The sequence below is a fragment of the Yimella sp. NH-Cas1 genome, from assembly GCF_022359705.1.
Classification (GTDB): Bacteria; Actinomycetota; Actinomycetes; order Actinomycetales; family Dermatophilaceae; genus Yimella; species Yimella lutea.
The window spans coordinates 2,936,287-2,961,495 of sequence record NZ_JAKSGG010000003.1; the positions used below are offsets into that span (position 1 = coordinate 2,936,287).

Annotated in this window: 23 protein-coding genes, 2 tRNA genes and 1 pseudogene; 14 read left to right on the top strand and 12 right to left on the bottom strand. The window is 66.3% G+C overall.

From position 1 onward, the window contains the following. Positions 1-20 precede the first annotated feature (20 nt). The gene (trxB, locus tag MF407_RS14465) at positions 21-965 is read left to right on the top strand and encodes a thioredoxin-disulfide reductase (RefSeq protein ID WP_239702720.1); all 945 of its coding nucleotides are present in this window, start codon (positions 21-23) and stop codon (positions 963-965) included. 60 nt (positions 966-1,025) lie between these two features. Continuing rightward, positions 1,026-1,349 (top strand): thioredoxin, encoded by a 324-nt coding sequence (trxA, locus tag MF407_RS14470; RefSeq protein WP_129626355.1) that lies wholly within the window; start codon positions 1,026-1,028, stop codon positions 1,347-1,349. 86 nt (positions 1,350-1,435) lie between these two features. Here the strand turns inward: trxA and MF407_RS14475 are convergent, their stop codons facing one another. From MF407_RS14475 to rpmH, 8 genes are all read right to left on the bottom strand, one after another. After that, a complete protein-coding gene (locus tag MF407_RS14475; RefSeq protein ID WP_129626357.1) occupies positions 1,436-2,449 on the bottom strand; it encodes a ParB/RepB/Spo0J family partition protein in 1,014 nt (337 codons plus the stop codon). A gap of 260 nt (positions 2,450-2,709) precedes the next feature. After that, on the bottom strand, positions 2,710-3,864 hold the full coding sequence (locus MF407_RS14480; protein WP_275578276.1) for a ParA family protein: 1,155 nt from the start codon (positions 3,862-3,864) through the stop codon (positions 2,710-2,712). A gap of 1 nt (position 3,865) precedes the next feature. After that, on the bottom strand, positions 3,866-4,603 hold the full coding sequence (gene rsmG, locus MF407_RS14485) for a 16S rRNA (guanine(527)-N(7))-methyltransferase RsmG (RefSeq protein ID WP_239702721.1): 738 nt from the start codon (positions 4,601-4,603) through the stop codon (positions 3,866-3,868). 5 nt (positions 4,604-4,608) lie between these two features. Next, positions 4,609-5,109, bottom strand: a complete 501-nt coding sequence (locus tag MF407_RS14490) for a R3H domain-containing nucleic acid-binding protein (RefSeq protein WP_129626361.1) — start codon at positions 5,107-5,109, stop codon at positions 4,609-4,611. A 96-nt stretch (positions 5,110-5,205) separates the two neighbouring features. Then, positions 5,206-6,234, bottom strand: a complete 1,029-nt coding sequence (yidC, locus tag MF407_RS14495) for a membrane protein insertase YidC (protein WP_239702722.1) — start codon at positions 6,232-6,234, stop codon at positions 5,206-5,208. Between the two features lie 22 nt (positions 6,235-6,256). Then, positions 6,257-6,517, bottom strand: coding sequence for a membrane protein insertion efficiency factor YidD (gene yidD / locus MF407_RS14500; protein ID WP_239702723.1), 261 nt, complete (start codon positions 6,515-6,517; stop codon positions 6,257-6,259). Next, the gene (gene rnpA, locus MF407_RS14505; RefSeq protein WP_239702724.1) at positions 6,514-6,888 is read right to left on the bottom strand and encodes a ribonuclease P protein component; all 375 of its coding nucleotides are present in this window, start codon (positions 6,886-6,888) and stop codon (positions 6,514-6,516) included. The genes yidD and rnpA overlap by 4 nt, the downstream gene beginning before the upstream one ends. Before the next feature lie 52 nt (positions 6,889-6,940). Continuing rightward, positions 6,941-7,078, bottom strand: a complete 138-nt coding sequence (rpmH, locus tag MF407_RS14510) for a 50S ribosomal protein L34 (protein WP_129626369.1) — start codon at positions 7,076-7,078, stop codon at positions 6,941-6,943. 477 nt (positions 7,079-7,555) lie between these two features. Between rpmH and dnaA the strand changes: the two genes are divergently transcribed. The 4 genes from dnaA to recF all read left to right on the top strand — a co-directional run bounded on the left by dnaA (position 7,556) and on the right by recF (position 13,459). Continuing rightward, positions 7,556-9,007, top strand: coding sequence for a chromosomal replication initiator protein DnaA (dnaA, locus tag MF407_RS14515; RefSeq protein ID WP_211345112.1), 1,452 nt, complete (start codon positions 7,556-7,558; stop codon positions 9,005-9,007). An 801-nt stretch (positions 9,008-9,808) separates the two neighbouring features. Next, positions 9,809-10,939 (top strand): DNA polymerase III subunit beta, encoded by a 1,131-nt coding sequence (gene dnaN / locus MF407_RS14520; protein WP_129626371.1) that lies wholly within the window; start codon positions 9,809-9,811, stop codon positions 10,937-10,939. After that, positions 10,936-12,000 carry a phosphogluconate dehydrogenase (NAD(+)-dependent, decarboxylating) gene (gene gnd, locus MF407_RS14525; RefSeq protein ID WP_255407465.1) on the top strand — a complete coding sequence of 355 codons (1,065 nt, stop codon included), beginning with the start codon at positions 10,936-10,938 and terminating at the stop codon, positions 11,998-12,000. Before dnaN ends, gnd begins: the two co-directional genes overlap by 4 nt. A gap of 214 nt (positions 12,001-12,214) precedes the next feature. Continuing rightward, positions 12,215-13,459 (top strand): DNA replication/repair protein RecF, encoded by a 1,245-nt coding sequence (recF, locus tag MF407_RS14530; RefSeq protein ID WP_129626375.1) that lies wholly within the window; start codon positions 12,215-12,217, stop codon positions 13,457-13,459. Here recF and MF407_RS14535 read toward each other — a convergent pair. Further along, entirely contained in the window at positions 13,364-13,891 is a 528-nt protein-coding gene (locus tag MF407_RS14535) for a hypothetical protein (protein ID WP_239702725.1), read from the bottom strand. The two genes, recF and MF407_RS14535, sit on opposite strands and share 96 nt — an antisense overlap. A 38-nt stretch (positions 13,892-13,929) precedes the next feature. Beyond that, a complete protein-coding gene (locus tag MF407_RS14540) occupies positions 13,930-14,313 on the bottom strand; it encodes a hypothetical protein (protein ID WP_129626379.1) in 384 nt (127 codons plus the stop codon). 83 nt (positions 14,314-14,396) lie between these two features. Between MF407_RS14540 and MF407_RS14545 the strand changes: the two genes are divergently transcribed. Both MF407_RS14545 and MF407_RS14550 read left to right on the top strand, forming a co-directional pair. Then, positions 14,397-14,945 carry a DciA family protein gene (locus MF407_RS14545; RefSeq protein WP_129626381.1) on the top strand — a complete coding sequence of 183 codons (549 nt, stop codon included), beginning with the start codon at positions 14,397-14,399 and terminating at the stop codon, positions 14,943-14,945. A gap of 92 nt (positions 14,946-15,037) precedes the next feature. Beyond that, positions 15,038-15,820, top strand: coding sequence for a hypothetical protein (locus MF407_RS14550; protein WP_129626383.1), 783 nt, complete (start codon positions 15,038-15,040; stop codon positions 15,818-15,820). Positions 15,821-15,983: 163 nt separating this feature from the next. On the opposite strand, the gene MF407_RS14555 is transcribed toward MF407_RS14550, so the two are convergent. Next, on the bottom strand, positions 15,984-16,412 hold the full coding sequence (locus MF407_RS14555) for a heme-binding protein (protein ID WP_239702726.1): 429 nt from the start codon (positions 16,410-16,412) through the stop codon (positions 15,984-15,986). Next, positions 16,409-18,585, bottom strand: a pseudogene (locus tag MF407_RS15975) (malate synthase G). Before MF407_RS15975 ends, MF407_RS14555 begins: the two are co-directional and overlap by 4 nt. 381 nt (positions 18,586-18,966) lie before the next feature. Here MF407_RS15975 and gyrB point away from each other — a divergent pair. The 6 genes from gyrB (at position 18,967) to MF407_RS14595 (ending at position 24,803) form a co-directional block, all read left to right on the top strand. Further along, positions 18,967-21,015, top strand: coding sequence for a DNA topoisomerase (ATP-hydrolyzing) subunit B (gene gyrB / locus MF407_RS14570; RefSeq protein ID WP_239702925.1), 2,049 nt, complete (start codon positions 18,967-18,969; stop codon positions 21,013-21,015). Between the two features lie 120 nt (positions 21,016-21,135). Then, positions 21,136-23,802, top strand: coding sequence for a DNA gyrase subunit A (gene gyrA / locus MF407_RS14575; RefSeq protein ID WP_239702729.1), 2,667 nt, complete (start codon positions 21,136-21,138; stop codon positions 23,800-23,802). Beyond that, complete coding sequence (locus MF407_RS14580) at positions 23,799-24,350, top strand: DUF3566 domain-containing protein (protein ID WP_239702730.1); 552 nt, start codon at positions 23,799-23,801, stop codon at positions 24,348-24,350. The genes gyrA and MF407_RS14580 overlap by 4 nt, the downstream gene beginning before the upstream one ends. Before the next feature lie 80 nt (positions 24,351-24,430). Next, positions 24,431-24,507, top strand: a tRNA-Ile gene (locus MF407_RS14585). A 27-nt stretch (positions 24,508-24,534) separates the two neighbouring features. After that, entirely contained in the window at positions 24,535-24,687 is a 153-nt protein-coding gene (locus MF407_RS14590; RefSeq protein WP_170221648.1) for a DLW-39 family protein, read from the top strand. Positions 24,688-24,730: 43 nt separating this feature from the next. Further along, positions 24,731-24,803 (top strand) — tRNA-Ala (locus MF407_RS14595). The last annotated feature ends 406 nt before the right edge of the window (positions 24,804-25,209 follow it).

The window sequence follows — 25,209 nt, forward strand, 5'->3', positions numbered from 1 at the left end:
CCGACAGGGGCATTTCTTCCGTGAGCAACGACCTGGTGCGCAACCTCATCATCGTCGGATCAGGGCCGGCCGGTTACACCGCCGCGGTCTACGCCGCCCGCGCCAACCTCGAACCCCTCGTCTTCGAGGGTTCGGTGACTGCCGGCGGCGCGCTGATGAACACCACAGAGGTCGAGAACTTCCCGGGATTCCGCGACGGGATCATGGGCCCCGACCTGATGGAACAGATGCGTGCGCAGGCCGAGCGCTTCGGCGCCGAACTCGTGCGTGACGACGTCACCGCCATGGAACTCACCGGTGACATCAAGACCGTCACCGACGGTGAGGGCAACGTCCACAAGGCACACGCGGTGATCCTCGCAATGGGGTCGGCCTACCGAGAGCTCGGGCTCGAGGACGAGAAGCGCCTGTCCGGCCACGGCGTCTCCTGGTGCGCCACCTGCGACGGTGCGTTCTTCCGTGACAAGGACATCGCAGTGGTCGGCGGCGGTGACTCCGCAGTCGAGGAAGCGACCTTCCTGACCCGCTTCGGCAAGTCGGTGACGATGATCCACCGTCGCGACGAACTGCGCGCGTCCAAGATCATGGCCGAGCGAGCCCTGTCCAACGACAATATCCGGTTCGCGTGGAACAGCGAGGTCGTTGGCATCACCGGCGACTCCAAGGTCGAGAAGCTCGCCCTGCGCGACACCGTCACCGGCGACACCAGTGAACTCGAGGTGAGCGGCCTGTTCGTCGCCATCGGGCACATCCCGCGCAGCGAGTTGGTCGTCGGACAGGTCGAAACCGACGGCGAGGGCTACGTGTTGGTGCAGGGCCGTTCCACCCATACGAACATCCCCGGCGTTTTCGCGTGCGGCGACCTGGTCGACCACACCTATCGTCAGGCGATCACCGCCGCCGGTTCCGGTTGCGCCGCCTCGCTGGACGCAGAGCGTTACCTCGCCGACACAGTCGGCCACTGATCTTCCCAATTCCATTCATCCACAACTGTTTTCACTGACCAACTGATTGGAGATTCACCCATGGGTGCTATCAAGCAGACCTCGGACGCGACCTTCGACGCGGACGTGCTGAAGAACGACAAGCCGGTTCTCGTCGACTTCTGGGCGCCGTGGTGCGGCCCGTGCCGCCAGGTTGCCCCGATTCTGGAGGAGATCGCCAAGGACCACGACGGTATCCAGATCGTGAAGCTGAACACCGACGAGAACCCGAAGGTGTCGGCGAAGTACGGCATCACCGGCATCCCGACGATGAATGTGTACGTCAACGGTGAGGTCGTGAAGACCCTCGTCGGCGCGCTGCCGAAACCTAAGCTCGTCAAGGAACTCGGCGACTACCTCGGCTGAACTCGACCAACCGAACACTGAAGGCCGCTGAATCCCACTGGGGGACAGCGGCCTTCGGTGTTTCTCGGGACGAACTGGTCGGACGCTCAGTCGGTCTTGACGCCCAGTGCGTCCAGGATGCGGTGCAGGTCGTCCGCTCCGGCGAACTCGACGGTGAGCTTGCCCCGGGAGCGGCCCGAAGTGATGGTCACCCGCGTGTCCAGCTTGTCCGCAAGTCCCGAAGCGATGTCGTCATACTCCGGCACATCCTTACGCGTCGACGATGCACGCTTGGCCTTCTCCTGCTGACCACCGAGCGACACGATCTCCTCGGTGCTACGCACAGACAGGCCTTCGGCGACGATGCGCTGGGCCAGACGCTCCATGGCCGCAGCATCCGGCAGCGCGAGCAGTGCCCGGGCGTGCCCGGCGGAGAGCACACCGGCCGCCACCCTTCGGGCGACGAGCGGGGGCAGCTTCAACAACCGGATGGTGTTCGAGATCTGCGGACGGGAACGGCCGATTCGACTGGCGAGCTCGTCGTGGGTGCAGGAGAAGTCGTCCAACAGCTGCTGGTACGCGGCCGCCTCTTCCAACGGATTGAGTTGGCTGCGGTGCAAGTTCTCCAACAGCGCGTCACGCAGCAGATCGTCGTCGCCGGTGCTGCGGATGATCGCCGGCACCGTCTCCTTACCGGCTGCCTTCGAAGCACGCAGTCGGCGCTCACCCATGATCAGTTCATGGGTGATCGAACCCTCGGGTTCGGCGAGCGGACGCACCACGATCGGCTGGAGCACACCGATCTCACGGATGCTGTGGGTCAGTTCGGCCAGGTCGTCCTCGTCGAACACCTCACGCGGCTGGCGCGGGTTGGGACGAACCGCCGCGACGGGTACCTCGGCAAAACTGGCGCCGGGCACCTGCTGGAGGCCGTCCGATCGTTCTTCAGGAGCCGGTCTCTCGGCGGTTCTTTCTTCGGACGAGTGGTTCGACGCATGGTTTCCCGTGAAACCAGAGCCGTAGAACACGTCACTCGGCCGAGCCGGCGCCGGACTTCCGTCGCTGGTGGGGATGAGGGCTCCGAGCCCTCGACCTAGTCCGCGCTGCCGCTTGTCACTCATGAGGAGCAAGTTTACGCGGCGTCGTCGACGGCGCTCCTCCGGCCCGTTCCACGTGAAACCGGACCACGAGCAAGGGCGCCGCGACAGGAACGCAGCACTTTCGCCGCACGATTCCGCCGGACACCGGCGCGTCCTCGCTGCGTACACGCTATCTGTGCGAACCCTTGCGATGTCTGTCGGAGGGATCAGCTGGGTGTCAGATTCTCAGTTGTCGGCGCTACAGAACTGTCCTGTTTCACGTAAGAACAAGCAGCGGTTGGTCAGGCGGGTGCGACTCCGGCCTGAGCGAGTTCGGTGGCAGCCTCGAGGTAGGACAGGGCGCCGGTCGAAGCGGGGTCGTAGGTGATGACCGTCTGTCCGAAGCTGGGGGCCTCGGAGATACGGACCGAGCGGGGGATGCGCGTCTTGAGCACCTGCTCCGGGAAGTGCTCGCGCACCTCGGCCGCCACCTGGGCGGACAGTCGGGTCCGTGCGTCGTACATCGTCATCAGGATCGTGCTGACCGTCAGCGCCGGATTGAGGTGTTTACGAATCAGCTCGATGTTGTTGAGCAGCTGTGACAGACCCTCCAGCGCGTAGTACTCGCACTGAATCGGAATGAACACCTCGGTCGCCGCCACGAACGCGTTCACCGTCAGCAGACCCAAACTGGGAGGACAGTCGATGAGCACGTAGTCGAATCGCTGCTCGTCGGACATCGACTCCAAGTGACGAGCAATGGCAGTCTTCAGTCTGCTCTCCCGTGCGACCAAGGAGACGAGTTCGATCTCCGCGCCGGCGAGATCGATCGTCGCCGGTGCACACCACAGGTTCGTGACATCGGGGCACGGCTGGATCACGGAGGCCAATTCTTCGCCCTCCACGACCACGTCGTAGATGCTCGGCACTTCAGCGTGGTGATCGATACCGAGCGCGGTGGAGGCATTGCCCTGCGGGTCGATGTCGATGACCAGTACCTGCAGACCCTTCTGCGCGAGGCCGGCGGCGATGTTGACCGTGGTCGTTGTCTTGCCGACGCCACCCTTCTGGTTCGCCACCGTCATGATCCGGGTCGATGCGGGACGGGGGACGTCTGTTGCCAGGACCTTCTGCCGCCTGACCGACTGGTCGGCCATCGCGGCGAGGATGGGGGAGTCGGCGGCCTCGTCCGTCACCGGAGTCTCAGGCACCTCGGGGACGGACGTGGAGTCGTCCGATGAGAGGGCCGCGCGGGTCGGCTCGACCGATTCGGACGGATCCTCGGAGGCCTGCTCGTCCGCCAACGGCGTTTCACGTGGAACGTCGTGCGTCGGCGCAGCGGAAGGAACGTGGTGGACGTCGTCGGTGACGACGGGCGCCTGCCACCCGGTCGGTGTCGGTGAAGCGGGAGCAGTCGATCCCTGCCATCCGGTCGGGGTCTGCCTCTGCACCGTCATCTCACTTCCGCCTGTTCTGTCGGTCGGGACCTCGCTTGGCCGACTGCTTGCCCGCCCGGGACTTCCTGGATGGGGCCGGCCGTCGCTCCAGGCGGTGGAGTACTCGAACACTGACGATCGAGGTCGGTGGGTCGACCACCGCAGCTCCGCAGGTCAGCACCTCGACATCCGAGCCTCCCATGGACTCGATCTGCGAGCGTGCCTCGTCGACCTCCTCCTGGGCTGAGCTGCCTTTGAGTGCGAGCATCCGACCACCTGAGCGCAGCAGCGGTAGGGACCACTGGGACAAGGTCTCCAGTCGGGCGACAGCACGGGAGGTCACGACGTCGACTTCCAGGTCGGTGCACTGCTCGGCTCGCGACCGGACGATGGTGACATTGTCCAGGCGCAGATCAGAGCGCACAGCGTCCAGCCAGTTCACGCGGCGCAGCATCGGTTCGACGAGCGTCACCTGCAGATCCGGTCGCGCGATCGCGATGACCAACCCCGGCAACCCGGCACCCGAGCCGACGTCGGCCACGTGGGCGTCGGGCTCGATGAGTTCCTGCACGCCCACACAATTGAGTACGTGCCGCTCCCACAGACGCGGTACCTCGCGTGGACCGATCAATCCGTGCGATACGCCGGTGTCAGCCAGATGCTCGGCGAACCGTTGCATGAGCGCGAAACGATCGCCGAGGTACGCAGCCGCAGTGGCCGGCGCCTCGGGGAGGGGTTCAACCTCGCGATCGGGTTTCACGTGAATCAGGCGGGGAGCACCACGACGTAGCGACGCGGCTCGGCACCCTCGGACTCCGAGGACAGGCCCTCGGCCAGCACGGCATCGTGCACCACCTTGCGCTCGAAGGCGCTCATCGGATCGAGTGACTGCTTCTCTCCGGAGTCCTTCGCCTTCGCCACCGCATCCTTGGCGAGTGAGACCAGTTCCTCACGCTTCTGTGCGCGGTAGCCCGCGATGTCCAACATCAGCCGGCTGCGGTTGCCGGTCTCGGCCTGGACCGCGAGGCGAGCCAGTTCCTGCAGCGCGTCGAGCACCTTGCCGTCACTGCCGACCAGGCGACGCGGCACGCGTCCCTCCTCGGAGTCGACGATCGAGACCATCGCGCGGTCGCCGTCGACGTCGACGTCGATGTCGCCGTCCAGGTCGGCGATGTCGAGAAGGTTCTCCAGGAAGTCGGCGGCGATCTCGCCCTCACGCTCCAGGATCTCGGCGGGGTTGTCCGTCTGGGTCTTCTGGTCACTCATGGTCAGCTCGCATTCTGCCGGTGATCATCGTTGATCACTCGCTCCAACATCAGGAATGAGGGCGGACGCCGACGCGCCCACCGGGGGTCGATCGGGTCAGCGCTTTCGGCGCTTCTGGTTCTTGCCACGTTTGTTGCTGGCCGGCTGCACACGCTGGCCGCTCTTCTTCGCAGCCGACGATCCGGCGCCGGTCTTGGTCAGCGACACCTTCTCGCCGTCCGGTTCCACCGCATCGTCATCGTCGTCCGGGGAGGAGTTGAGGCCCGGGATCGACAGCTTCTTGATCTCCTTGCCCTTGGCGCGGCGACGCGCCTCGAGGGCCTTCTCGGCGTCCGAACCAGGGGTGGGCATGCGGCGGATCACGTAGAACTGCTGGCCCATCGTCCACAGGTTGGTGATCACCCAGTAGATGAGGACACCGATGGGGAAGTTCACACCGGTGATAGCGAAGAACACCGGCATGATGTACATGATGTATTTCTGCTGCTTGGCCATCGGGTTGTCGAGGGCCGCAGCAGGCATGTTGCGCCGCATCAGCTGGTGCTGGGTGATGAACACCGACACCGACATCAGGATGATCATCACGACCGTGAGGATCTTCACCGACAGCTGGTCCGAACCGAGGAAGGTCGAGCTCAGGGACGCGCCGAACAACGTCGACGTCTCGGCCTGGCTGGCGAGTTCCTTGGTCAGCAGACCGATCGGCTCACGCTTACCGGCCGCCATCTCGTCCAGGTTGTTCAGCACGCGGAACAACGCGAAGAAGAACGGCGACTGCAGCAGGATCGGCATACAAGAGCTGAACGGGTTGGTGCCCGTGCGCTTGTAGAGTTCCATCGTCTCTTCCGTCATCTTCTGACGGGACTCCGGATCCTTCTTGCCCTTGTACTTCTTCTGGATCTTCTGCAGCTCGGGCTGGATCAGCTGCATCCGGCGCGAGCTCTTGATCTGCTTGACGAACAGCGGAATCAGCAGGATTCGCAGCACGACCACGAGACCGGCGATGGACAGCGCCCAGGTCCAGCCGGACTCCGCCCGCATTCCGATGGCGGTGAACAGGTTGTGAAAGCTCACCATGACGAAGGCGACGAACCATTCGAGCGGGAAGAGCAGAGTGTCGAGCATGATGTCCTTCAGTCAGCGGATGTCATGAAGTATGCGGTACGCCCTTGGCGGGCTTTTCGGGCACGTGATCGACCCCACCGGGGTTCCACGGGTTACAACGACCGAGCCGGCGAATCGTCAACCAGCTGCCTTTGATCGGTCCGAATCGCTGCAGTGCCACCAAGCCGTACTCCGAACAGGACGGGGTGAACCGGCAGGTCGGTGGCAGCATCGGCGAGATCAGCTTGCGGTAGATCTGTACCAACCCAATGAGTGGTGCGGCAAGGATCTTGTTGAGGTTCATCGCACACCGGCCAGGACTCGCGGCAGCAGGCGGTCGAGTTCAGCGCCCAGTTCGGCGCTCGTCGCCGTCGCGGCACCCGATTGAGCACGGACCACGATCAGTGACCCGGCAGGCAGCCGGTCCAGTCGAGCGTTCATCAGATGGCGCAGCCGACGCTGCGTGCGGTGCCGCACCACTGAGTTACCGACCGCTTTGGACACGACGAAGCCGACACGGCACGGGACCGTGTCGGCAACATCGGTGTTGAGTGAGGTCTCAGGCATCCGCAGGTGCACGACCAGCAGCTTGCTACCGGCGCGTCCGCTGGTGCGTGACCGCAGGACAGCTGCGAAGTCGGCGCTGGAGCGCATCCGGTGCGCGGCCGGCAGCACGATCAGGCGGCCGATACGAGCCGGGCCGGCGAACAGCCGAGGCTGATGTGGCTCAGGCCGACAGCTTCTCGCGGCCCTTGCGACGGCGCGAGGCGAGGATCGAGCGGCCGGCGCGGGTGCGCATGCGCAGGCGGAAGCCGTGGGTCTTGGACCGGCGGCGGGTGTTCGGCTGGAAGGTGCGCTTGCTCACGTCATTACTCCGTCACATGGGTCGGGCCGGGGCCCGTCTTACTGGCTTGTGGTGTGCCGTTCCGTCGCACACTGACCGCGGTCAGCCACCGCCGAAACTGCGATGTGGGGACGACACAAAAGGTCAGTCGACAACTTTACGGCCCGCCCGGCACGCCGGTCAAACCGAGTTGCGCCGGTCCGGAATCAGAGCCGAACGAACCATCGGAGCACCTCGCGACATGTCGACAAAACCGACACGCCGTGAACTTCCCGCGAATCTTCCGGAACGGGTTGCAGGGTGCCGGTCCGAGTTGTTAGCGTCGGCGCTTCCGGCCCAGGTCACGGTTTACTCACACTCTGTGCATAACTCTGTGGATAATCGTCGTACCATGGCTGCCGGCCGAGATCCGGTCACCGATGTTCCGCCTGTGCAAGCAGCGAAGAAGCCCAGGTTTCGGCACGTCACGAGACACCTGAATCGAAGGGGAGTCCGGCCTTGACCGAACCTGATGTCGACCTGGCCCACGTATGGCACGCCACACTGCTGGGACTTGAAGATTCAGGAATTCCGGCTCGCGATCGCGCCTTTCTTCGCATCGCCCGTCTGGTCGGCATCGTCGGTGAGACCGCGCTGCTGGCGGTTCCGTACGACCACACGAAGGTCTTCGTCGAACAGACGCTGAACGACCCCGTCTGCGAGGCGATGGGGGCCGAACTCGGCCACCCGGTGCGCCTTGCCGTGACCGTCGACACCTCGCTCGCGACCCTCGAGCCCGAGGACGAACCGGACGGCCCGAGCCTGGTCGAACCGGAGCAGGACGACGAGCACATCGGTCAGACCGAACTCCAGGTCTCCACCTCCGCGCCCCGCCAGAACGTCACCGTCAACCAGTTGGACGACGCCCGCCTGAACCCCCGCTACACCTTCGAGACGTTCGTGGTCGGGCACGGCAACCGGTTCGCGTGCGCCGCCGCGCAGGCGGTTGCCGAAACGCCGGCACGGTCGTACAACCCGTTGTTCGTCTATGGGTCCTCCGGTCTGGGCAAGACGCACCTGCTGCACGCGATCGGCAACTACGTCCGCAGCTACTACCCGCAGCTTCGGGTGCTGTACGTGAACTCCGAGGAGTTCACCAACGACTTCATCAACTCGATCCGTGACGAGGCGGGCCGCTCCTTCCAGAAGCGGTATCGCGACAACGTCGACGTCCTGCTGATCGACGACGTGCAGTTCCTGCAGGGCAAGGAGTCCACGCAGGAGGAGTTCTTCCACACCTTCAACGCGTTGCACAACAGCCAGAAGCAGATCGTGCTGTCCAGCGACCAGCCGCCCAAGAAGCTCAATGGTTTGGAGGACCGGCTGCGGTCACGTTTCGAGTGGGGCCTGACCACCGACGTCACCCCGCCCGATCTGGAGACCCGTATCGCGATCCTGCGCCGCAAGGCCGACGCGGAGAAGATGCAGTTGCCGGCTGATGTGCTGACGTTGATCGCCGACAAGGTGGCGACCAACATCCGTGAGCTCGAGGGCGCGCTGATCCGGGTGACCGCGTACGCGTCGGTCTCCAAACAGCCGGTCACGGTCGAGAGCGCCTCGCAGGTGTTGAAGGACCTCATGGTCGGCAACGCCGCCGGTCAGATCACGATGTCGCTGATCATGGACAAGACCGCGGAGTTCTTCGACGTCACGATCGACGACCTGTGCGGCTCCTCCCGCTCGCGCACGCTCGCGAACGCTCGCCAGATCGCGATGTACCTGTGTCGCGAGCTCACCGACGAGACGCTGCCGGCGATCGGCCGGTATTTCGGCGGACGCGACCACACCACCGTGCTCTACGCCGACCGGAAGATCCGTCAGTTGATCGGCACCAAGCCGCACCTGTTCGACCAGATCACCGAGCTGACGTCCAACATCCGTCGCGCCGCGAACGAGCTCGGACGCCGCTGAACCCGCAGCCCAGGGCAACACCCGAACCGCGCTCGCATCCGGTCGCCGGGGTTCTTTCCCGAGTTGTGCACACAGTTATCCCCAGGTGGGGGTACCCGTGGGTCACCATGGCCACCAGTCGCGAAGTTCTCGGTTCCCACCCGCGTCGGGGCGGCGAAACTCCCGAAACGGTGCGGATCATCGTCCGCAGCGCAGAACACTGAACGGCCGGGCAACAGGACGCGTCCGACGTGCCATATCCGAGTAACCACTCACCGCGTCATCAACACCCTGTGGAGAACCGGATCCGCTCCACCGGCACTCAGCCGCATGGATAGAACTGCGTTGTTCCACACCCAACCTGTGGATAACCACGTGAAACTGTGGAAAGCGGCCCAGGTTATCCACAGAATCGGCAGACTCGGTGTGGAGCCGAAATCGTCGTCCACAGCCGATGGTGGTTCACCGACGAAGTTTCCACACGACTACCAACACCCCGACAGAGCCGCTGACCTGCACAAACGGGCTTCATCCCCAGGTTTCACAGGTGCTACTACTACGACCAACCTTCTACCAACCATCGATCCGTGCTCCGCGAACTGCGATCGGCTGTGCACAAACGACAGGTCCGGGATGCGATCAGCGCAGATCCGAAGTCATCCCGCAGTGGTGTCCGCACGAGCCGGAAGGGCTAGTCTCGGCCTGCGACGATGTGACTACCATCGGCGCCCAGTTTGTGTGGTGCCCGCGCTCGGTTCGAGCCATCGACGAGATCGCCCGAACCCGGATACCCGGGCACCCAACCCCGATCGAAGGAATGACGTGAAGCTGCAGGTCGAACGCGACGTCCTGGCCGAAGCCGTTACCTGGGCCGTCCGTGGCCTGTCCCCGCGTCCGCCGGTGCCGGTGCTGTCCGGTGTGCTGCTGGAAGCGACGCAGGACGGCCTGACCCTGTCGGCGTTCGACTACGAGGTGTCCGCGAAGGTCACCGTGGCGGCGTCCGTCGACGAGCCCGGCACCGTGCTCGTGCCCGGCAAGCTGCTCGGCGACATCTCGCGCTCGTTCAAGAACAAGCCGGTCACGCTCACCGCCGATGGCAACAAGGTCGAAGTGGTGTGTGGCACGAGCCGGTTTGCGCTTCCGCAGATGCCGGTCGCCGACTACCCGACGTTGCCGACCTCGCCCGAGCCCTCCGGCACGATCGCCGGTGACGTGTTCACCAGCGCCGTGTCGCAGGTCGCAATCGCGGCCGACCGCTCCGACACGCTGCCGATCCTCACCGGCGTCCGGATGGAGATCGAGGGTGAGAAGGTCACGCTGCTGGCCACCGACCGCTACCGCCTCGCGATGCGCGAGTTCACCTGGCAGCCGGCCGCCACCGACGCCTCGCACGTCGCACTCATCCCGGCCCGCACGCTGCACGACACCGCCCGCGCACTCGGAGCCTCCGGCTCGGTCAACCTCGCGCTCGGCACCGCCGCCGGTGGCGAGGGGCTGGTCGGGTTCGAGGCCGGTCAGCGCCAGACCACCACCCGGCTGCTGGACGGTGAGTACCCGAAGGTCACCTCGATCTTCCCCACCAGCGTCGACACCAGCGCCGTCATCAAGACCAGTGAACTGGCCGAGGCGGTCAAGCGCGTCTCGCTGGTCGCCGAGCGCAACACTCCGGTGCGCCTGCGCTTCAGCGAGGCACAACTGGTCATCGAGGCAGGTCAGGGCGACGACGCCCAGGCCAGCGAGGCCGTCGAGGCCACGCTCACCGGCCCGGACATCGAGATCGCGTTCAACCCGCAGTTCCTGCTCGACGGCCTCGGCGCCGTCGGCACCGACTTCGTCCGCCTGTCGTTCACCCAGCCCAGCCGTCCGGCCGTGATGTCGGGCCAGGCCGAGCAGGACGGCGAGGCCGATGAGAGCTTCCGCTACGTGCTGATGCCGGTCCGCTTCGCCAGCTGACGCAGCCGCACGACGCACCGCACCAAACCGACCACGACGTCGACCACAAGCAAGGAGCCAAGAACATGCAGATGGGTCTCATCGGTCTGGGCAAGATGGGCGGCAACATGCGTGACCGCCTCAAGGCCGCCGGTCACGACATCGTCGGGTACGACCGCAACCCCGACATCAGCGACGCCACGGATCTTCGTGACCTCGTCTCCAAGCTGGACGCCCCGCGCGCCGTCTGGGTGATGGTGCCGGCCGGTGACCCGACCCGCGACACGATCAAGTCGCTGGCCGAGCTGTTGGACGAGGGCGACATCATCGTCGACGGCGGCAACTCCAAGTTCACCGACGACCAGGCGAACGCCGACATGCTCAAGGAGCACGGCGTCGAGTTCGTCGACTGCGGCGTCTCCGGTGGTATCTGGGGCAAGGACAACGGCTACGGCCTGATGTGCGGCGGCGCGGAGAAGAACGTCGAGCGCCTCATGCCGATCTTCGACGCGCTGCGCCCCGAGGGTCCCCGCGAGGAAGGTTTCGTGCACGCCGGCGAGGTCGGCGCGGGCCACTACGCGAAGATGGTCCACAACGGCATCGAGTACGGCATGATGCACGCCTACGCCGAAGGCTTCGAACTGCTCGAGGCCAAGGACATCGTCAAGGACGTCGAGGGCTGCTTCCGCGCCTGGAGCCGCGGCACCGTCGTGCGCTCCTGGTTGCTCGACCTCATGGTCAAGGCGCTGGAGGAGACCCCGCACCTCGAGGGCATCAGCGAGTACTCCACCGACTCCGGTGAAGGACGCTGGACGCTGGAGGAGGCCATCAACCTCGCGGTCCCGATGCCCGTCCTGGCTTCTGCACTGTTCGCGCGCTTCACCTCGCGTCAGGAGAACTCCCCGCAGATGCAGGCGATCGCCGCGTTGCGCGGACAGTTCGGCGGTCACGAGGTCATGCAGTTCGGCGACGAGCCGTACCGCAAGGCCGCCAAGGAGGGCCAGGCCGAGGTCAGCCCCGCCGCGGAGAAGAAGGACACGTCCGGCGAGGCGACCCCCGGCGCGAAGAAGTCGGACAACTGAACGACGCCGCTGCGAAGCAGCGCTGTTGATCCTGTGGCTGGTTGAGCCCTACGGATGAGGAACGAATCCGTAGGGCCGAAACCGGGTTCGCTCGACGGAGCACTCGCCCGACGCCGGTCGAACAACGCAGACGCATGGGCGACCGATCGAGTACTCGGCGCCCGCTGCTTCGTCGTGATCGTCCAGGCGACCCGCCCGCGATTACTCTGACGCAGTGCATGTACGCCATCTGTCCCTGATCGACTTCCGGTCCTATCCGGAAGCCGAGGTGGCGTTGGCACCCGGCATCACGACATTCGTCGGACTCAACGGCCAGGGCAAGACGAACCTGGTCGAGGCGGTCGGCTACCTGGCGACGCTCGGCTCGCACCGTGTCTCCAACGACGCGCCCCTGGTCCGGGCCGGCGCGGAGAAGGCGTACATCCGGGCGGCGGTCGTTCGTGAGACCCACGAGCAGCAACTCGAACTCGAGATCAACCCGGGACGGGCCAACCGGGCCCGTCTGGGTCGGGCGGCGTCCACGCGTCCGCGCGACATCCTGGGAACGATCCGGACGGTGCTGTTCGCGCCGGAGGATCTGGCGTTGGTGAAGGGTGACCCGTCGACCCGCCGTCAGTTCCTGGATGATCTGCTGGTTGCCCGTCAGCCGAAGTGGGCGGGCGCGCGCAGCGATTACGAGAAGATCCTCAAGCAACGCAATGCGCTGCTGAAGGCGGCGCGCACCGGCCAGGACCGCGGCGCACTCGACGCGACCCTCCCGGTCTGGGACGAACACCTCGCCACGGTCGGCGCCAACCTCACGTACGCGCGTCTGCGCCTGCTGCGCGACCTGCGTCCGTTCATCGCGGACGCGTACGACGAGGTCAGCGCCGGGCAGGGCGATGCGCGGTTGACCTACCGCAGTTCGTTGCACGTGAAACTGTCCGATGAACTGGGGTCGGGTGAGGTGCCGCCGGTCGAGGAGATTGCGGCCGGCATGCACGAGACGTTCGGTCAGATGCGTCGTGCCGAGGTCGAGCGTGGAGTCACGCTCGTGGGCCCGCACCGCGACGAGGTGGTGCTCGGTCTGGGAGACCTGCCCGCGAAGGGGTACGCCTCGCACGGCGAGTCCTGGTCGTTCGCGCTCGGTATGCGGCTGGCCGCGTTCCAGTTGTTGCGCACCGATCTCGGCACCGACCCGGTGCTGGTGCTCGACGACGTCTTCGCCGAGTTGGACGCCGGCCGCCGGGCCCGGCTGGCGGCGATGGTCGGCGACGCCGAACAGGTGCTGATCACCGCGGCTGTCGCGGACGACGTCCCGAAAGCCTTGAGCGGCAAGCGGTTCGACGTCGTGAGGGGCAAGGTCTCGGCTGCGGACAGGAGCTCAGAAGGGCAGACCGGGCCGGTCGTCGGGAACGATGAGGATGCCGGCGATGCGATCCCACCCGTCCCAGGCGACGCGTCCGTGCCAGGAGCCTGATTCACACTCCAGGGTCGTCGCGACGACGACGCCCCCTGCGAGTTCGGTACCAGTGTCGGCGGGCGTCCGGACCGCAAGGTCCCGGCAGCGCACCAGCGGGCCGTCGGCTCGTTCAACCGCGGCCCAGGTCGCTTCCATGTCGCGCACCGCGAGGACGGCGGCCGCGACCGGCGTCATCCTTTCGACCAGCGACGCGGCCCGACCGTTCGCCAGGTCGGTGAACACCGCTTCGGTGGCGGCGATGAGTGGTTGCACAGCCCGCACCGGAGCTGCGCCGGTGTGTGGGTCGGGCCGCCCGAAGCGTTTGAAGACCGCCTGGCGCGACATCCCGAGTACCTGCCCGATCGCCTGCCAGGAGGCACCGTCCGCCCGGGCCGCGGCAACCGCCTCGTCCAGTGCGATCCGCGCGTGGTTGAGACGTTGGTCGGCCACCAGGACCCGGTCAAGCGACCGGTCGGCATCTGGCACGGTCAGGAACGGTCCTTCCCGGTGGAAGCCGAGGCGGCCGGCAGGAGGACGCCGGCGATGATGAATCCGACAGCCCAGAAGGAGTTCTCGCCGGTGAGTGCTCCGACGATCGATCCGGCGACCACGCCGAGCAGACCGGCGATCGCGTAGGACCTCGGTTCCACGATGCCGCGCCGCTCCTTGTGGCCATAGCTGCCGGCGAGGAGCATCCCCCACAGCGCGAGCGCCAGGATCGCCCCGATCAGTGGGTAGGCCCACCACATGTCACCGTCGCCGCCGTTGATCACGAACATCGCGATGCCGGTGACCGCTGCGATCGCAGTGCCGACCAGCAGGTTGGGGACGGTGGGATTCGTCGTAACAGTCTTCTCGCCTCGTGCCGTCATGACTTCCACTGTGCGCGTCCACCGTCCAAGTGTCAACCCTTGGTTGACATGGCCCGATCGGGGGACGGTCGTACGCTGGGCAGGTGACCGAGGCGAGCGATGCGCAGCAGGAGGACGTCACCGGCGACGAGCCGGACGACGTCGACTGGCGTGACGCGGCCCGCGAGGCGCTGGCCCGCGCCCGTCGATCGGCACGGGAGAAGGGGTTGCGTCCGGGGCAGCAGCCGGTGCGTCGGCGTCCGTTCGGCGAAGCCGCGCGCACCAAGGACGACGGCCGTGACCCGTCCGCACTGGGTGACCAGATGGAGCGGATGCTGTCCGAGCGCGGGTGGAAGGTCGACGTCGCGGCAGGTTCGGTACTCGCGAAGTGGCCCGAGATCGTCGGCGACGAAGTGGCCGCGCACGCGCAGGCGACCGGGTTCGAGGACGGCGTGCTGACCGTCCGCGCCGACTCCACCGCCTGGCGCACCCAACTCGGTTACATGACCTCGACCATCCTGGGCCGTATCGAGGAGACGATCGGTCCGAACATCGTCACCGAGCTGCGTTTCCTGGGCCCGTCCGCGCCGTCCTGGAGCAAGGGGCCGCGCAAGGTGCACGGCGGACGTGGCCCTCGCGACACATATGGCTGATCGGGCCTTGGTGGGTAGACTCGAAAGGATGTAGCCCCGGGGAACGCCGGCTCCAGCAGTCGGCGAATCGAGGAGAAAGCAGGACCGCGATCGTGACCGACCCGAACGACGCCAACAGCCGACCGGACGACACCTTCGACAAGTTCTTCCGCCCGCGCCGCGACGACAGCTTCGATGACGGCTCGAATGACGGACGCGGCTACGACGACGCCACCGACCCCGGCGTCCCGTCCGCGCCGTACGCCGATCAACGCACTCAGCAGGCTCCGGCGGCGGGCGCACAGTATTACCAGCAGCCTGACCAGGGTTCGGGTTACCTCGAGCAACCGCCCGCTGCGCAGCAGGGACCCGGTCGCAAGGCAGCCTTGTTGCTGCCACTCATGATCCTGCTGGCCTCGCTCGGCGTTCTGTCCTTCGTCGGCTACCTGTTGCTGGTCAACAACGACAAGAGCGACGCGTCCGGAAACCAGAATTCTGCACCTGCCGCCACCAGCAGCACCCCGGAGGGTACGGGCGCCCCGACGACCGACCGGCCGAGTTCACCGAGCACGGACCCGCGTACGAGTTCGCAACCCAGCAGCCCGACGTCCAGCCCCAGCACGCCGATCGCCCTTCCGGCCGGCAGCGACACCGGTTGTGGCGATGCCGCCTTCTCCACCAGCCCCGGGGTCACCTGTGCCTTCGCTTCCGGAGTGGCATCGCAGGCCCGCGCCATCCAGGCCGGCAGTTCGCAACAGATCGGCGCCAGTTCGTCCGCCACCGGCAAGCAGTACGTCTTCGACTGTAACCATCCGGACGGCTCCTTCATCACCTGTGTGGGCACCTCCAAGCCCGACGACGGACGCCGTCCGACGGTCTACGTCGTGCCTGGCTGAGAGCGCCTCCCGGCATCCCAGGTCGAGGTACCGGCGAAAAGATGCTGGCGACGGCCAAGGAGGAGCGGTGGAAGACCGCGACCAGATAGGCCGACAGCCCGACCGCCCAGATCACCCAGGCGCCGGGCATCGGTCGCGGCGCCCAAGCCCAATCACCCCGGGGTCACCCCGGGTCGGGAGTGAGGTCGACCGCCTCGATGCCGGCGACGGCGACGGCCTCGTCACGGTCCGAGGTGTCACCCGAGACGCCGACGGCGCCGAGGACGCGCCCGTCGGCATCGCGGACCAGCACCCCGCCGGGGACGGGCACCAGCGAGCCGCCGATCGCCGACGTGACGGCGGCGATGAAGTAGGGCTGCTGCTCGGCCCGCTCCATCAGCGCCCGCGAGCCCATGCCCAGGGACAGCGCCCCGTGCGCCTTGCCAAGGGCGACCTCGAAGCGCTTGTTCGACGACCCGTCCTCACGCTCGACGGCGACGACGTGGCCGCCCGCGTCGATGACGACGACCGTCATGGGCTTGCAGTCCAGGTCGCGGGCGTACTTGCGACCCTGCATGATGATCGTCCGGGCGGTCTCGAGGTCGATGTTCATCGGGTGCTCCTGGTGGTGGCCTTGTGGGCGAGACGGTGGCGGTGGAGGATCGGTTCGGTGTAGCCGCTGGGCTGGCTGCCGCCCGCGAGCAACAGTTCGCGCGCCGCGAGGAAGGCGGCCCCGTCGAACGCCGGTGCCATCGGCTGGTAGGTCGGGTCGCCCTCGTTCTGAGTGTCGACGACGCGGGCCATTCGCCGCAGGGACTCGTCGACCTCCTCGGTGGTGACGACGCCGTGGAGGAGCCAGTTGGCGACGTGCTGCGAGGAGATGCGGCAGGTGGCGCGATCCTCCATGAGCGGAGTGCCGCTGAGATCGGGGACCTTGGAGCACCCGACGCCGGCGTCGATCCAGCGCACGACGTAGCCCAGCGTGCTCTGGACGTTGTTGTCCAGCTCGGCGCGACGCTCTTGCTCCGACCACGACGCCGGGTCGCCCAGCGGGATCGTGAGCAGATCAGTCCTGCTTGCCGGCTCACGGCGGGCGACCCGCTGCTGAACCTCGAAGACGTCGGTCTCGTGGTAGTGGATCGCGTGCAGCGTGGCGGCCGTCGGTGACGGTACCCAGGCGCAGGTGGCGCCGGCGCGCGGGTGCTCGCCCTTCTTGGCGAGCATGTCTGCCATGTTGTCCGGCGCCGCCCACATGCCCTTGCCGATCTGGGCCCGCCCCCGCAGACCGCAGGCGATGCCGACGTCGACGTTGTTCGCCTCGTAGGCGCGGATCCACGCCTCGTTACGCATGTCGTTCTTGCGCACCATCGGCCCGGCGTGCATGGAGGTGTGGATCTCGTCGCCGGTCCGGTCGAGGAATCCGGTATTGATGAAGACCACGCGATCCCGGGCGGCTGCGATGCACGCCTTGAGGTTCAGCGTCGTGCGCCGCTCCTCGTCCATGATCCCGACCTTGATCGTCTGCGGGGGAGCCCGAGAGTCTGCTCCACCCGAGTGAAGAGCTCGCAGGTGAAGGCGACCTCGTCCGGGCCGTGCATCTTCGGCTTGACGGCGTACATGGAGCCGGTGCGGGAGTTGCGCAGCCGGGTGTTGCCGCGCAGGTCGTGGGCGCTGCCGAGAGCCGTGACGAGCGCGTCGAGGATCCCCTCGGGGACCGCGTTGCCGTCCCGGTCCAGCACCGCGTCCGTGGTCATTAGGTGACCGACCTGCCGGATGAACAGCAGGGCGCGGCCGTGCAGGGTGACGGATTCGCCCGACGGGGACACGCAGGAGCGGTCCGGGCTCATCTCGCGGACGAACCTCGCCCCGTCCTTCGCGACCTCGGCCTGCAGCGTGCCCTGCATCAGCCCGAGCCAGTTGCGGTAGCCGACCACCTTGTCGCCGGCGTCGACGGCGGCGACGGAGTCCTCGAGGTCCATGATCGTGGAGACGGCCGCCTCCAGCACCACGTCCTTGACGCCTGCGGCGTCCTGCGACCCGATCGGGTGGTCTCGGTCGATGAGGATCTCGACGTGCAGCCCGTGGTGGACCAGGACCACCGCGTCCACCGTCTCCGGCGCACCGCGGTAGCCGACGAGCTGGCCCGGGGACGCCAGCCGCAGCGTCTGGTCCCCGACCTGGACGACCAGGCCGTCCGGGTCGACGGCGTACCCCGTGGCGTCCGCGTGCGAGCCACCCTCGAGGGGAAAGTGCTCATCGAGCAGCGCGCGGCCGCGGGCGATGACCTCGGCGCCGCGAGCAGGGTTGTACGACGACGACCCGCGCGCCAGCTCGCCCTCGTCGGGGATCACGTCGGTCCCGTACAGGGCGTCGTAGAGCGAGCCCCACCGGGCATTGGCGGCGTTCGCCGCGAACCTGGCGTTCAGGAGTGGGACCACCAGCTGCGGGCCGGCCTGGCCGGTGATCTCGGTGTCGACGCCCGAGGTGGTGACCTGGACGTCGGCGGGCTCGTCGGCCAGGTACCCGATCTCGCGCAGGAAGGAGGTGTACACCTGCGGGTCGGGCACGCCCGGACGCGACCGGTGGAACTCGTCGATCTGCGCCTGCAGCTCGTCGCGGCGCGCGAGGAGAGCGCGGTTGCGAGGGGTGAGGTCGTGGATGAGCGCGTCCGCGCCCGACCAGAATGCCGACGGCTCGACGCCGGAGCCCGGCAGTGCCTCCTCGGTGATGAAGCGGTGCAGCGGCTCCGCGACGCTCAGCCCACCGACTTGTACCCTTCCCTGCATCCCAGCCTCATTCCGTATCGTGGAATCAATGTTCGCACTACGGAAGATATGGTCCTTCGGTCGGCGCTGTCAACGGCCGGGCCGCAAACATGAGGTTTGCTTCAACGACCACCGATCGAGCACCGATCGCACAGAACTCGCCCAGAGCGTTCTGAACCCCCGGTCGACGTATCGGGAGTTGGAGACGGTCCTGAAAATGGCTTCTGGGTGCCCTGCAGCGCGTCAGAGGGTGTCCTGGGGATGGCGACAAGGTAGACTTTCCAAGGTTTGGGTCAGGTCTATTCGAGGAGCACTGTGACCGACAGTTCGCAGCAGGGCAATGGCAAGCAGGACGATCCGGAGGACCTTCCGCAGAACACGGTCGAAGAGGCTGTCGTTCACGTGGGGCCCGACGGCGAAGTCGTCTACGACGCGTCCGCGATCCAGGTGCTCGAGGGGCTGGAGGCTGTCCGCAAACGTCCGGGCATGTACATCGGCTCGACCGGTGCGCGTGGCCTGCACCACCTGGTCTGGGAGATCGTCGACAACGCGGTCGACGAGGCGCTCGCCGGGCACAACGACCGCGTGCTGGTCACCCTGCGTGAGGACGGCGGTGTCGAGGTCACCGACCACGGTCGCGGTATCCCCACCGGCATGAACGAGCAGTACGGCATCAGCACCGTCGAGCTCGTGCTCACTCAGTTGCACGCGGGCGGCAAGTTCGGCGGCGGCGGATACAAGGTCTCCGGTGGCCTGCACGGTGTGGGTTCCTCGGTTGTCAACGCGCTGTCGTCCCGGCTCGATGTGCAGGTGCGCCAGAACGGCCGCGTCTTCGAGATGTCGTTCACCAAGGGTGAGCCCGACGCGCCGCTGGCCGACGTCCGCGCGATGGAGAAGGACGAACCGTCCGGCACCACGCTCACCTTCTGGGCGAGCGAGGAGATCTTCGACACCACCGACTACGACTTCGAGACGATCCGCTCCCGCTTCCAGCAGACGGCCTTCCTGAACAAGGGGCTGACGATCTCGCTCACCGACGCCCGGGTGCAGGCCGACGCCGGGGACGACGAGGGTCTGGACGACCTGAAGGAGATCGGCGAGGAGGCGTCCGACGCCTCCGAGGAGCAGGCCTCCGCCAAGGACAAGAAGCGCACGGTCACCTACCGCTACGACAACGGTCTGCTCGACTACGTCAGGCACCTCAACAGCTCCAAGCGCAACGAGCCGGTCAACGACGAGATCATCGCGTTCGAGACCGAGGACACCTCGCGCATGCTGTCGGTCGAGATCGCGATGCAGTGGACGACCTCGTTCAGCGAGTCGGTGCACACCTACGCCAACGCGGTGAACACCCACGAGGGCGGCACCCACGAGGAAGGCTTCCGCGCGGCGATGACCAAGCTGGTCAACGATTTCGCCCGCGACCAGAAGCTGCTCAAGGAGAAGGACGACAACCTCACCGGTGACGACATCCGTGAGGGTCTGACCGCGGTCATCTCGGTGAAGCTCGGCGAGCCGCAGTTCGAGGGACAGACCAAGACCAAGCTCGGCAACTCCGAGGTCAAGGGTTTCGTCCAGGCCGCTGTGCGCGACGAGTTCGGGCACTGGCTGCAAGCGCACCCCAACGACGGCAGGAACATCGTCCGCAAGGCGATCCAGGCGTCCGCCGCCCGGATGGCTGCCCGAAAGGCGCGTGAGGCCACCCGCCGCAAAGGCCTGCTGGAGTCCGGTGGTCTGCCGGGCAAACTCAAGGACTGCCAGAGCAACGACCCCACGATCTCCGAGGTCTACATCGTGGAGGGCGACTCCGCCGGCGGCTCGGCGGTGCAGGGGCGCAACCCCTACAACCAGGCGATCCTGCCTATCCGCGGCAAGATCCTCAACGTCGAGAAGGCCCGCATCGACAAGGTGTTGGCCAACAACGAGGTGCAGGCGTTGATCTCCGGCTTCGGCACGGGCATCGGCGAGGACTTCGACATCAGCAAGGCGCGCTACCACAAGATCGTGCTGATGGCCGATGCCGACGTCGACGGCATGCACATCCGCACCCTGCTGCTGACCCTGCTGTTCCGGTTCATGCGTCCGCTGATCGAGGCCGGTTACGTCTACCTCGCTCAGCCGCCGTTGTACCGCATCAAGTGGAGCAACCACGAGCACCAGTTCGTGTTCTCCGACAAGGAGCGCGACGCTGCGGTGCGCGAGGGCCTGTCGCAGGGCTGGCGGATGCCGAAGGACAACGGGGTGCAGCGCTACAAGGGTCTCGGCGAGATGAACTACCAGGAACTCTGGGAGACCACCATGGACCCCGACCACCGCACCCTGCTGCAGGTCACGCTCGACGACGCCGCCGCGGCCGACGAGATCTTCTCGATCCTGATGGGCGAGGACGTCGAGAGCCGGCGCGGGTTCATCCAGCGCAACGCCAAGGACGTCCGCTTCCTCGACATCTGAGTTCATGCACTGCGGTTCCGCCGCGGACCAGCGAGAACTGACCAACTCCGCAGGTGCCGAAACCACGGTGACGCGCCACGCAAACCTCAACGCATTTCGCTTCTCTGACATGGGAATTCAATGACTGACAATGACGGCACCGGAAACAACACGATGGACGAGAACGGCGTCGTGACCGGCAACCGGGTCGACCCCGTCGACCTGAACACCGAGATGCAGCGCAGCTACATCGAGTACGCGATGAGCGTGATCGTCAGCCGCGCGCTGCCCGACGTCCGCGACGGCCTGAAGCCGGTGCACCGCCGGATCATCTACGCGATGTACGACGGTGGTTACCGCCCCGACCGCGGTTACAACAAGTGTTCGCGCGTGGTCGGTGACGTGATGGGTCAGTACCACCCGCACGGTGACTCGGCGATCTACGACGCGATGGTGCGCCTGGTCCAGCCGTGGTCGCTTCGCTACCCGCTGATCGACGGCCAGGGCAACTTCGGTTCGCCGGGCAACGACGGTGCGGCCGCCCCGCGATACACCGAGTGCAAGATGGCGCCGCTCGCGATGGAACTGGTGCGCGACATCGACCAGGACACCGTCGATTTCGAGCCCAACTACGACGGCAAGACGCTGCAGCCGACCGTGCTGCCCGCGCGCTTCCCGAACCTGCTGGTCAACGGCTCGGCCGGTATCGCGGTCGGTATGGCCACCCAGATCCCGCCGCACAACCTGCGTGAGGTCGCCGCCGGTGCCCAGTGGTTGCTCGACAACCCCGAGGCCGACCGCGAGGAACTGCTGGAGAAGCTGCTCGAGATCATCCCCGGCCCCGATTTCCCGACCGGCGCGCTGATCCTGGGCAAGAAGGGCATCGAGGACGCCTACCGCACCGGCCGCGGGTCGATCACGATGCGCGCGGTCGTCAACGTCGAGGAGATCCAGGGCCGCCAATGCCTGGTGATCACCGAACTGCCCTACCAGGTCAACCCCGATGCCCTCGCCGAGAAGATCGCGCTGCTGGTCAAGGAAGGCAAGATCGCCGGCATCGCCGACCTGCGCGACGAGACCTCCGGGCGCACCGGCCAGCGCCTGGTCGTCGTCCTCAAGCGCGACGCGGTGGCGAAGGTGGTGCTGAACAACCTCTACAAGCACACCCAGCTGCAACAGAACTTCGGCGCCAACATGCTCGCCCTGGTCGACGGGGTGCCGCGCACGCTGCCGATCTCGGCGTTCATCCGGCACTGGGTCGACCACCAGATCGACGTCATCGTCCGCCGTACCAAGTGGCGTCTGGCGCGTGCCGAGGAGCGCATCCACATTCTGCGTGGTCTGCTCAAGGCGCTCGACATGCTGGACGAGGTCATCGCCCTCATCCGGCGCTCGGCGTCGGCCGATGCCGCACGCAGTGGCTTGATCGAGTTGCTCGATGTCGACGAGATCCAGGCCAACGCGATCCTGGCGATGCAGTTGCGTCAGCTGGCCGCACTGGAGCGTCAGCGCATCATCGACGAGCACGACGAGTTGCAGACCAAGATCGACGACTACAACGACATCCTGGCCAAGCCGGAGCGCCAGCGGCAGATCGTCAGTGACGAACTTGCCGACATCGTCGGCAAGTACGGCGACGACCGCCGTACCCAGATCGTCCCCTTCGACGGCGACATGTCGATGGAAGATCTGATCCCGGCCGAGGACGTCGTCGTCACCATCACCCGGGGTGGTTACGCCAAGCGGACGAAGGTCAGCGAGTACCGTGCGCAGCGTCGCGGCGGCAAGGGAGTGCGCGGGGCCACCCTGCGCGGCGACGACGTCGTCAGTCACTTCTTCATCACCAGCACGCACAACTGGCTGCTGTTCTTCACCAACAAGGGCCGGGTCTACCGGATCAAGGCGTACGAGTTGCCCGAGGGCAGCCGCGACTCCAAGGGCCAGCACGTGGCGAACATGCTCGCGTTCCAGCCCGACGAGAAGATCGCCGGCGTGATGGCGCTGACCAACTACGAGGCGTCCGACTACCTCGTGCTGGCCACCCGTCGCGGACTGGTCAAGAAGACCCGCCTCACCGAGTACGACTCCCCGCGTTCGGGTGGTCTGATCGCGGTCAACCTGCGAGACGGCGACGAACTCGTCGGCGCGGGCCTGTGCTCGTCCAGGGACGACATCCTGCTGGTCTCGCGCAAGGGTCAGTCGGTCCGCTTCCACGCGACCGACGAGACGATCCGTCCGATGGGACGCTCCACGTCCGGAGTCACGGGCATGAAGTTCCGCGCGGGCGACGAACTGCTGTCGATCTCGGTCGTCGACGAGGGCACCGATCCCGACTTGTTCGTGGTCTTCGTCAACGGTCTCGCCAAGCGCACCGCGGCGTCGGAGTACCCGGTCAAGGGACGCGCGACGCTCGGTGTGAAGGTCGCCAACATCTCCGAGCGCGGCGGTGAACTCGTCGGCGCACTCACCGTCGAGGAGGGCGACGAGGTGCTCGTGGTCATGGAGAAGGGCAAGATCGTCCGCTCGCGCGCGGACGAGGTGCGCCGCACCGGCCGCTCCACGCAGGGGGTGCAGTTCGCGACTCCCGACAAGGGTGATGCGATTGTTGCCGTGGCGCGCAACGCCGAGACCGACGTTGTCGCCGAGGAAGTTGTAGGTTCGACCGAGTCGCCGGAGGAAGAAGCTCTGGTCGACGGGACGACGCAGGACCTCGCCGTCGCACCGACGGACGAGCCCGCGGACGAGGCCATGAATGACGTGGCCGACGACGCAACACCTGAGACCGACGGAACTGGAGACCAGGAGTGAGCACCCCCACCGGCGGTCGCCGGACCACCCCGGCCGACGCGGCGAAGAGGTTGCCGGCCGGCTCGCGCAGCGAACAGCGCGGCACCGGTCAGCGGCGCCCGGCTGCGGCCGGTCAGCGACCCGCGCAACGGCCGGGTCAGCGTCCTGCTGCAACCGGTCGTCCGGCGCAGCGGCCGGGACGTGCGACTCCCCGGCGCGTCCGCCTTACGGTCTCGCGGATCGACCCGTTCTCGGTGTTCAAGATCAGCTTCCTACTGTCGGTCGCGATCGGTATCGCCACCGTCGTGATGGTCGGCGTGCTGTGGACGGTGTTGGCCGGCATGGGTGTCTTCGACAACCTCAACGAGTTGCTGCGCACCCTCGACAGCGAGGGGTCGAACTTCGATTTGATGGACTACATCGGCTTCGGCAAGGTGCTGTCTCTGTCAGTATTGATCGGGGTGATCGACGTCATCTTGATGACGGCGATCGCGACACTGATGGCGTTCTTGTACAACATCTGTGCCTCCCTTGTCGGTGGTTTGCAGCTCACGCTGACGGACGACTAGGCACCGTTTTGGAGCCCTGCGCACGCATGGGGTAACCTCATTCGGCGTTGCCCTAACGGGCAACTCGCCGAATGGCGGACGGGCCTATAGCTCAGTCGGTTAGAGCGCTTCCCTGATAAGGAAGAGGTCACAGGTTCAAGTCCTGTTAGGCCCACCACCGTTCGAACAACTCAAGGAGAAACCCATGAGGAAAGCACTGATGGTCATCGCAGCTGCCGGCGCAGCCGCGTTCGCGAGCCAGAAGTACAAGCAGGGTCAGGTCGGTAAGGACATGTGGTCCAAGGCTTCCGACAAGCCCGGCGAGAAGAGCTTCGACGCCACTGGCACCGCCAGCTGACGTCCCGGGTCACGCGGGTTTTCGGACGCGGGTGGCCCACCCTGGGGGTATGGCGCAATTGGTAGCGCACCTGCTTTGCAAGCAGGGGGTTAGGGGTTCGAGTCCCCTTACCTCCACCCGAAACCGAAGGCCCGCACCAGGGATGGTGCGGGCCTTCGGCGTAAGCATCGGTGCAGGTCAGCGGCACTTTGCTGCACCCGTGTCGTCGTCCCCGAGGTTCGGTGACCGATGCGCATTGGTACTAGATTGGTCGAATATCGGTATGAGTCTGTGTTGGGTCGGCTGCGTCTCGTGCGTCCTGAGATCCGCGGGATGACGCGGGTGGTGAACCGGCGATCCGACCATGTGCGCCCGTGCGTCCCGGCAAAAGCCACAATCACGCACTCGACCGGCAGCCTCACGCGCGGCCCCTCAGTCGTCGCCGCAAGCGCGAAGCGGCGGAACAAGCCCGGAAGCCGACGACCAACGAGCTTGAGGCCCGCGAGTTCGAGGTGGACGTCGAGTCACCACGCCGGGTAGCGG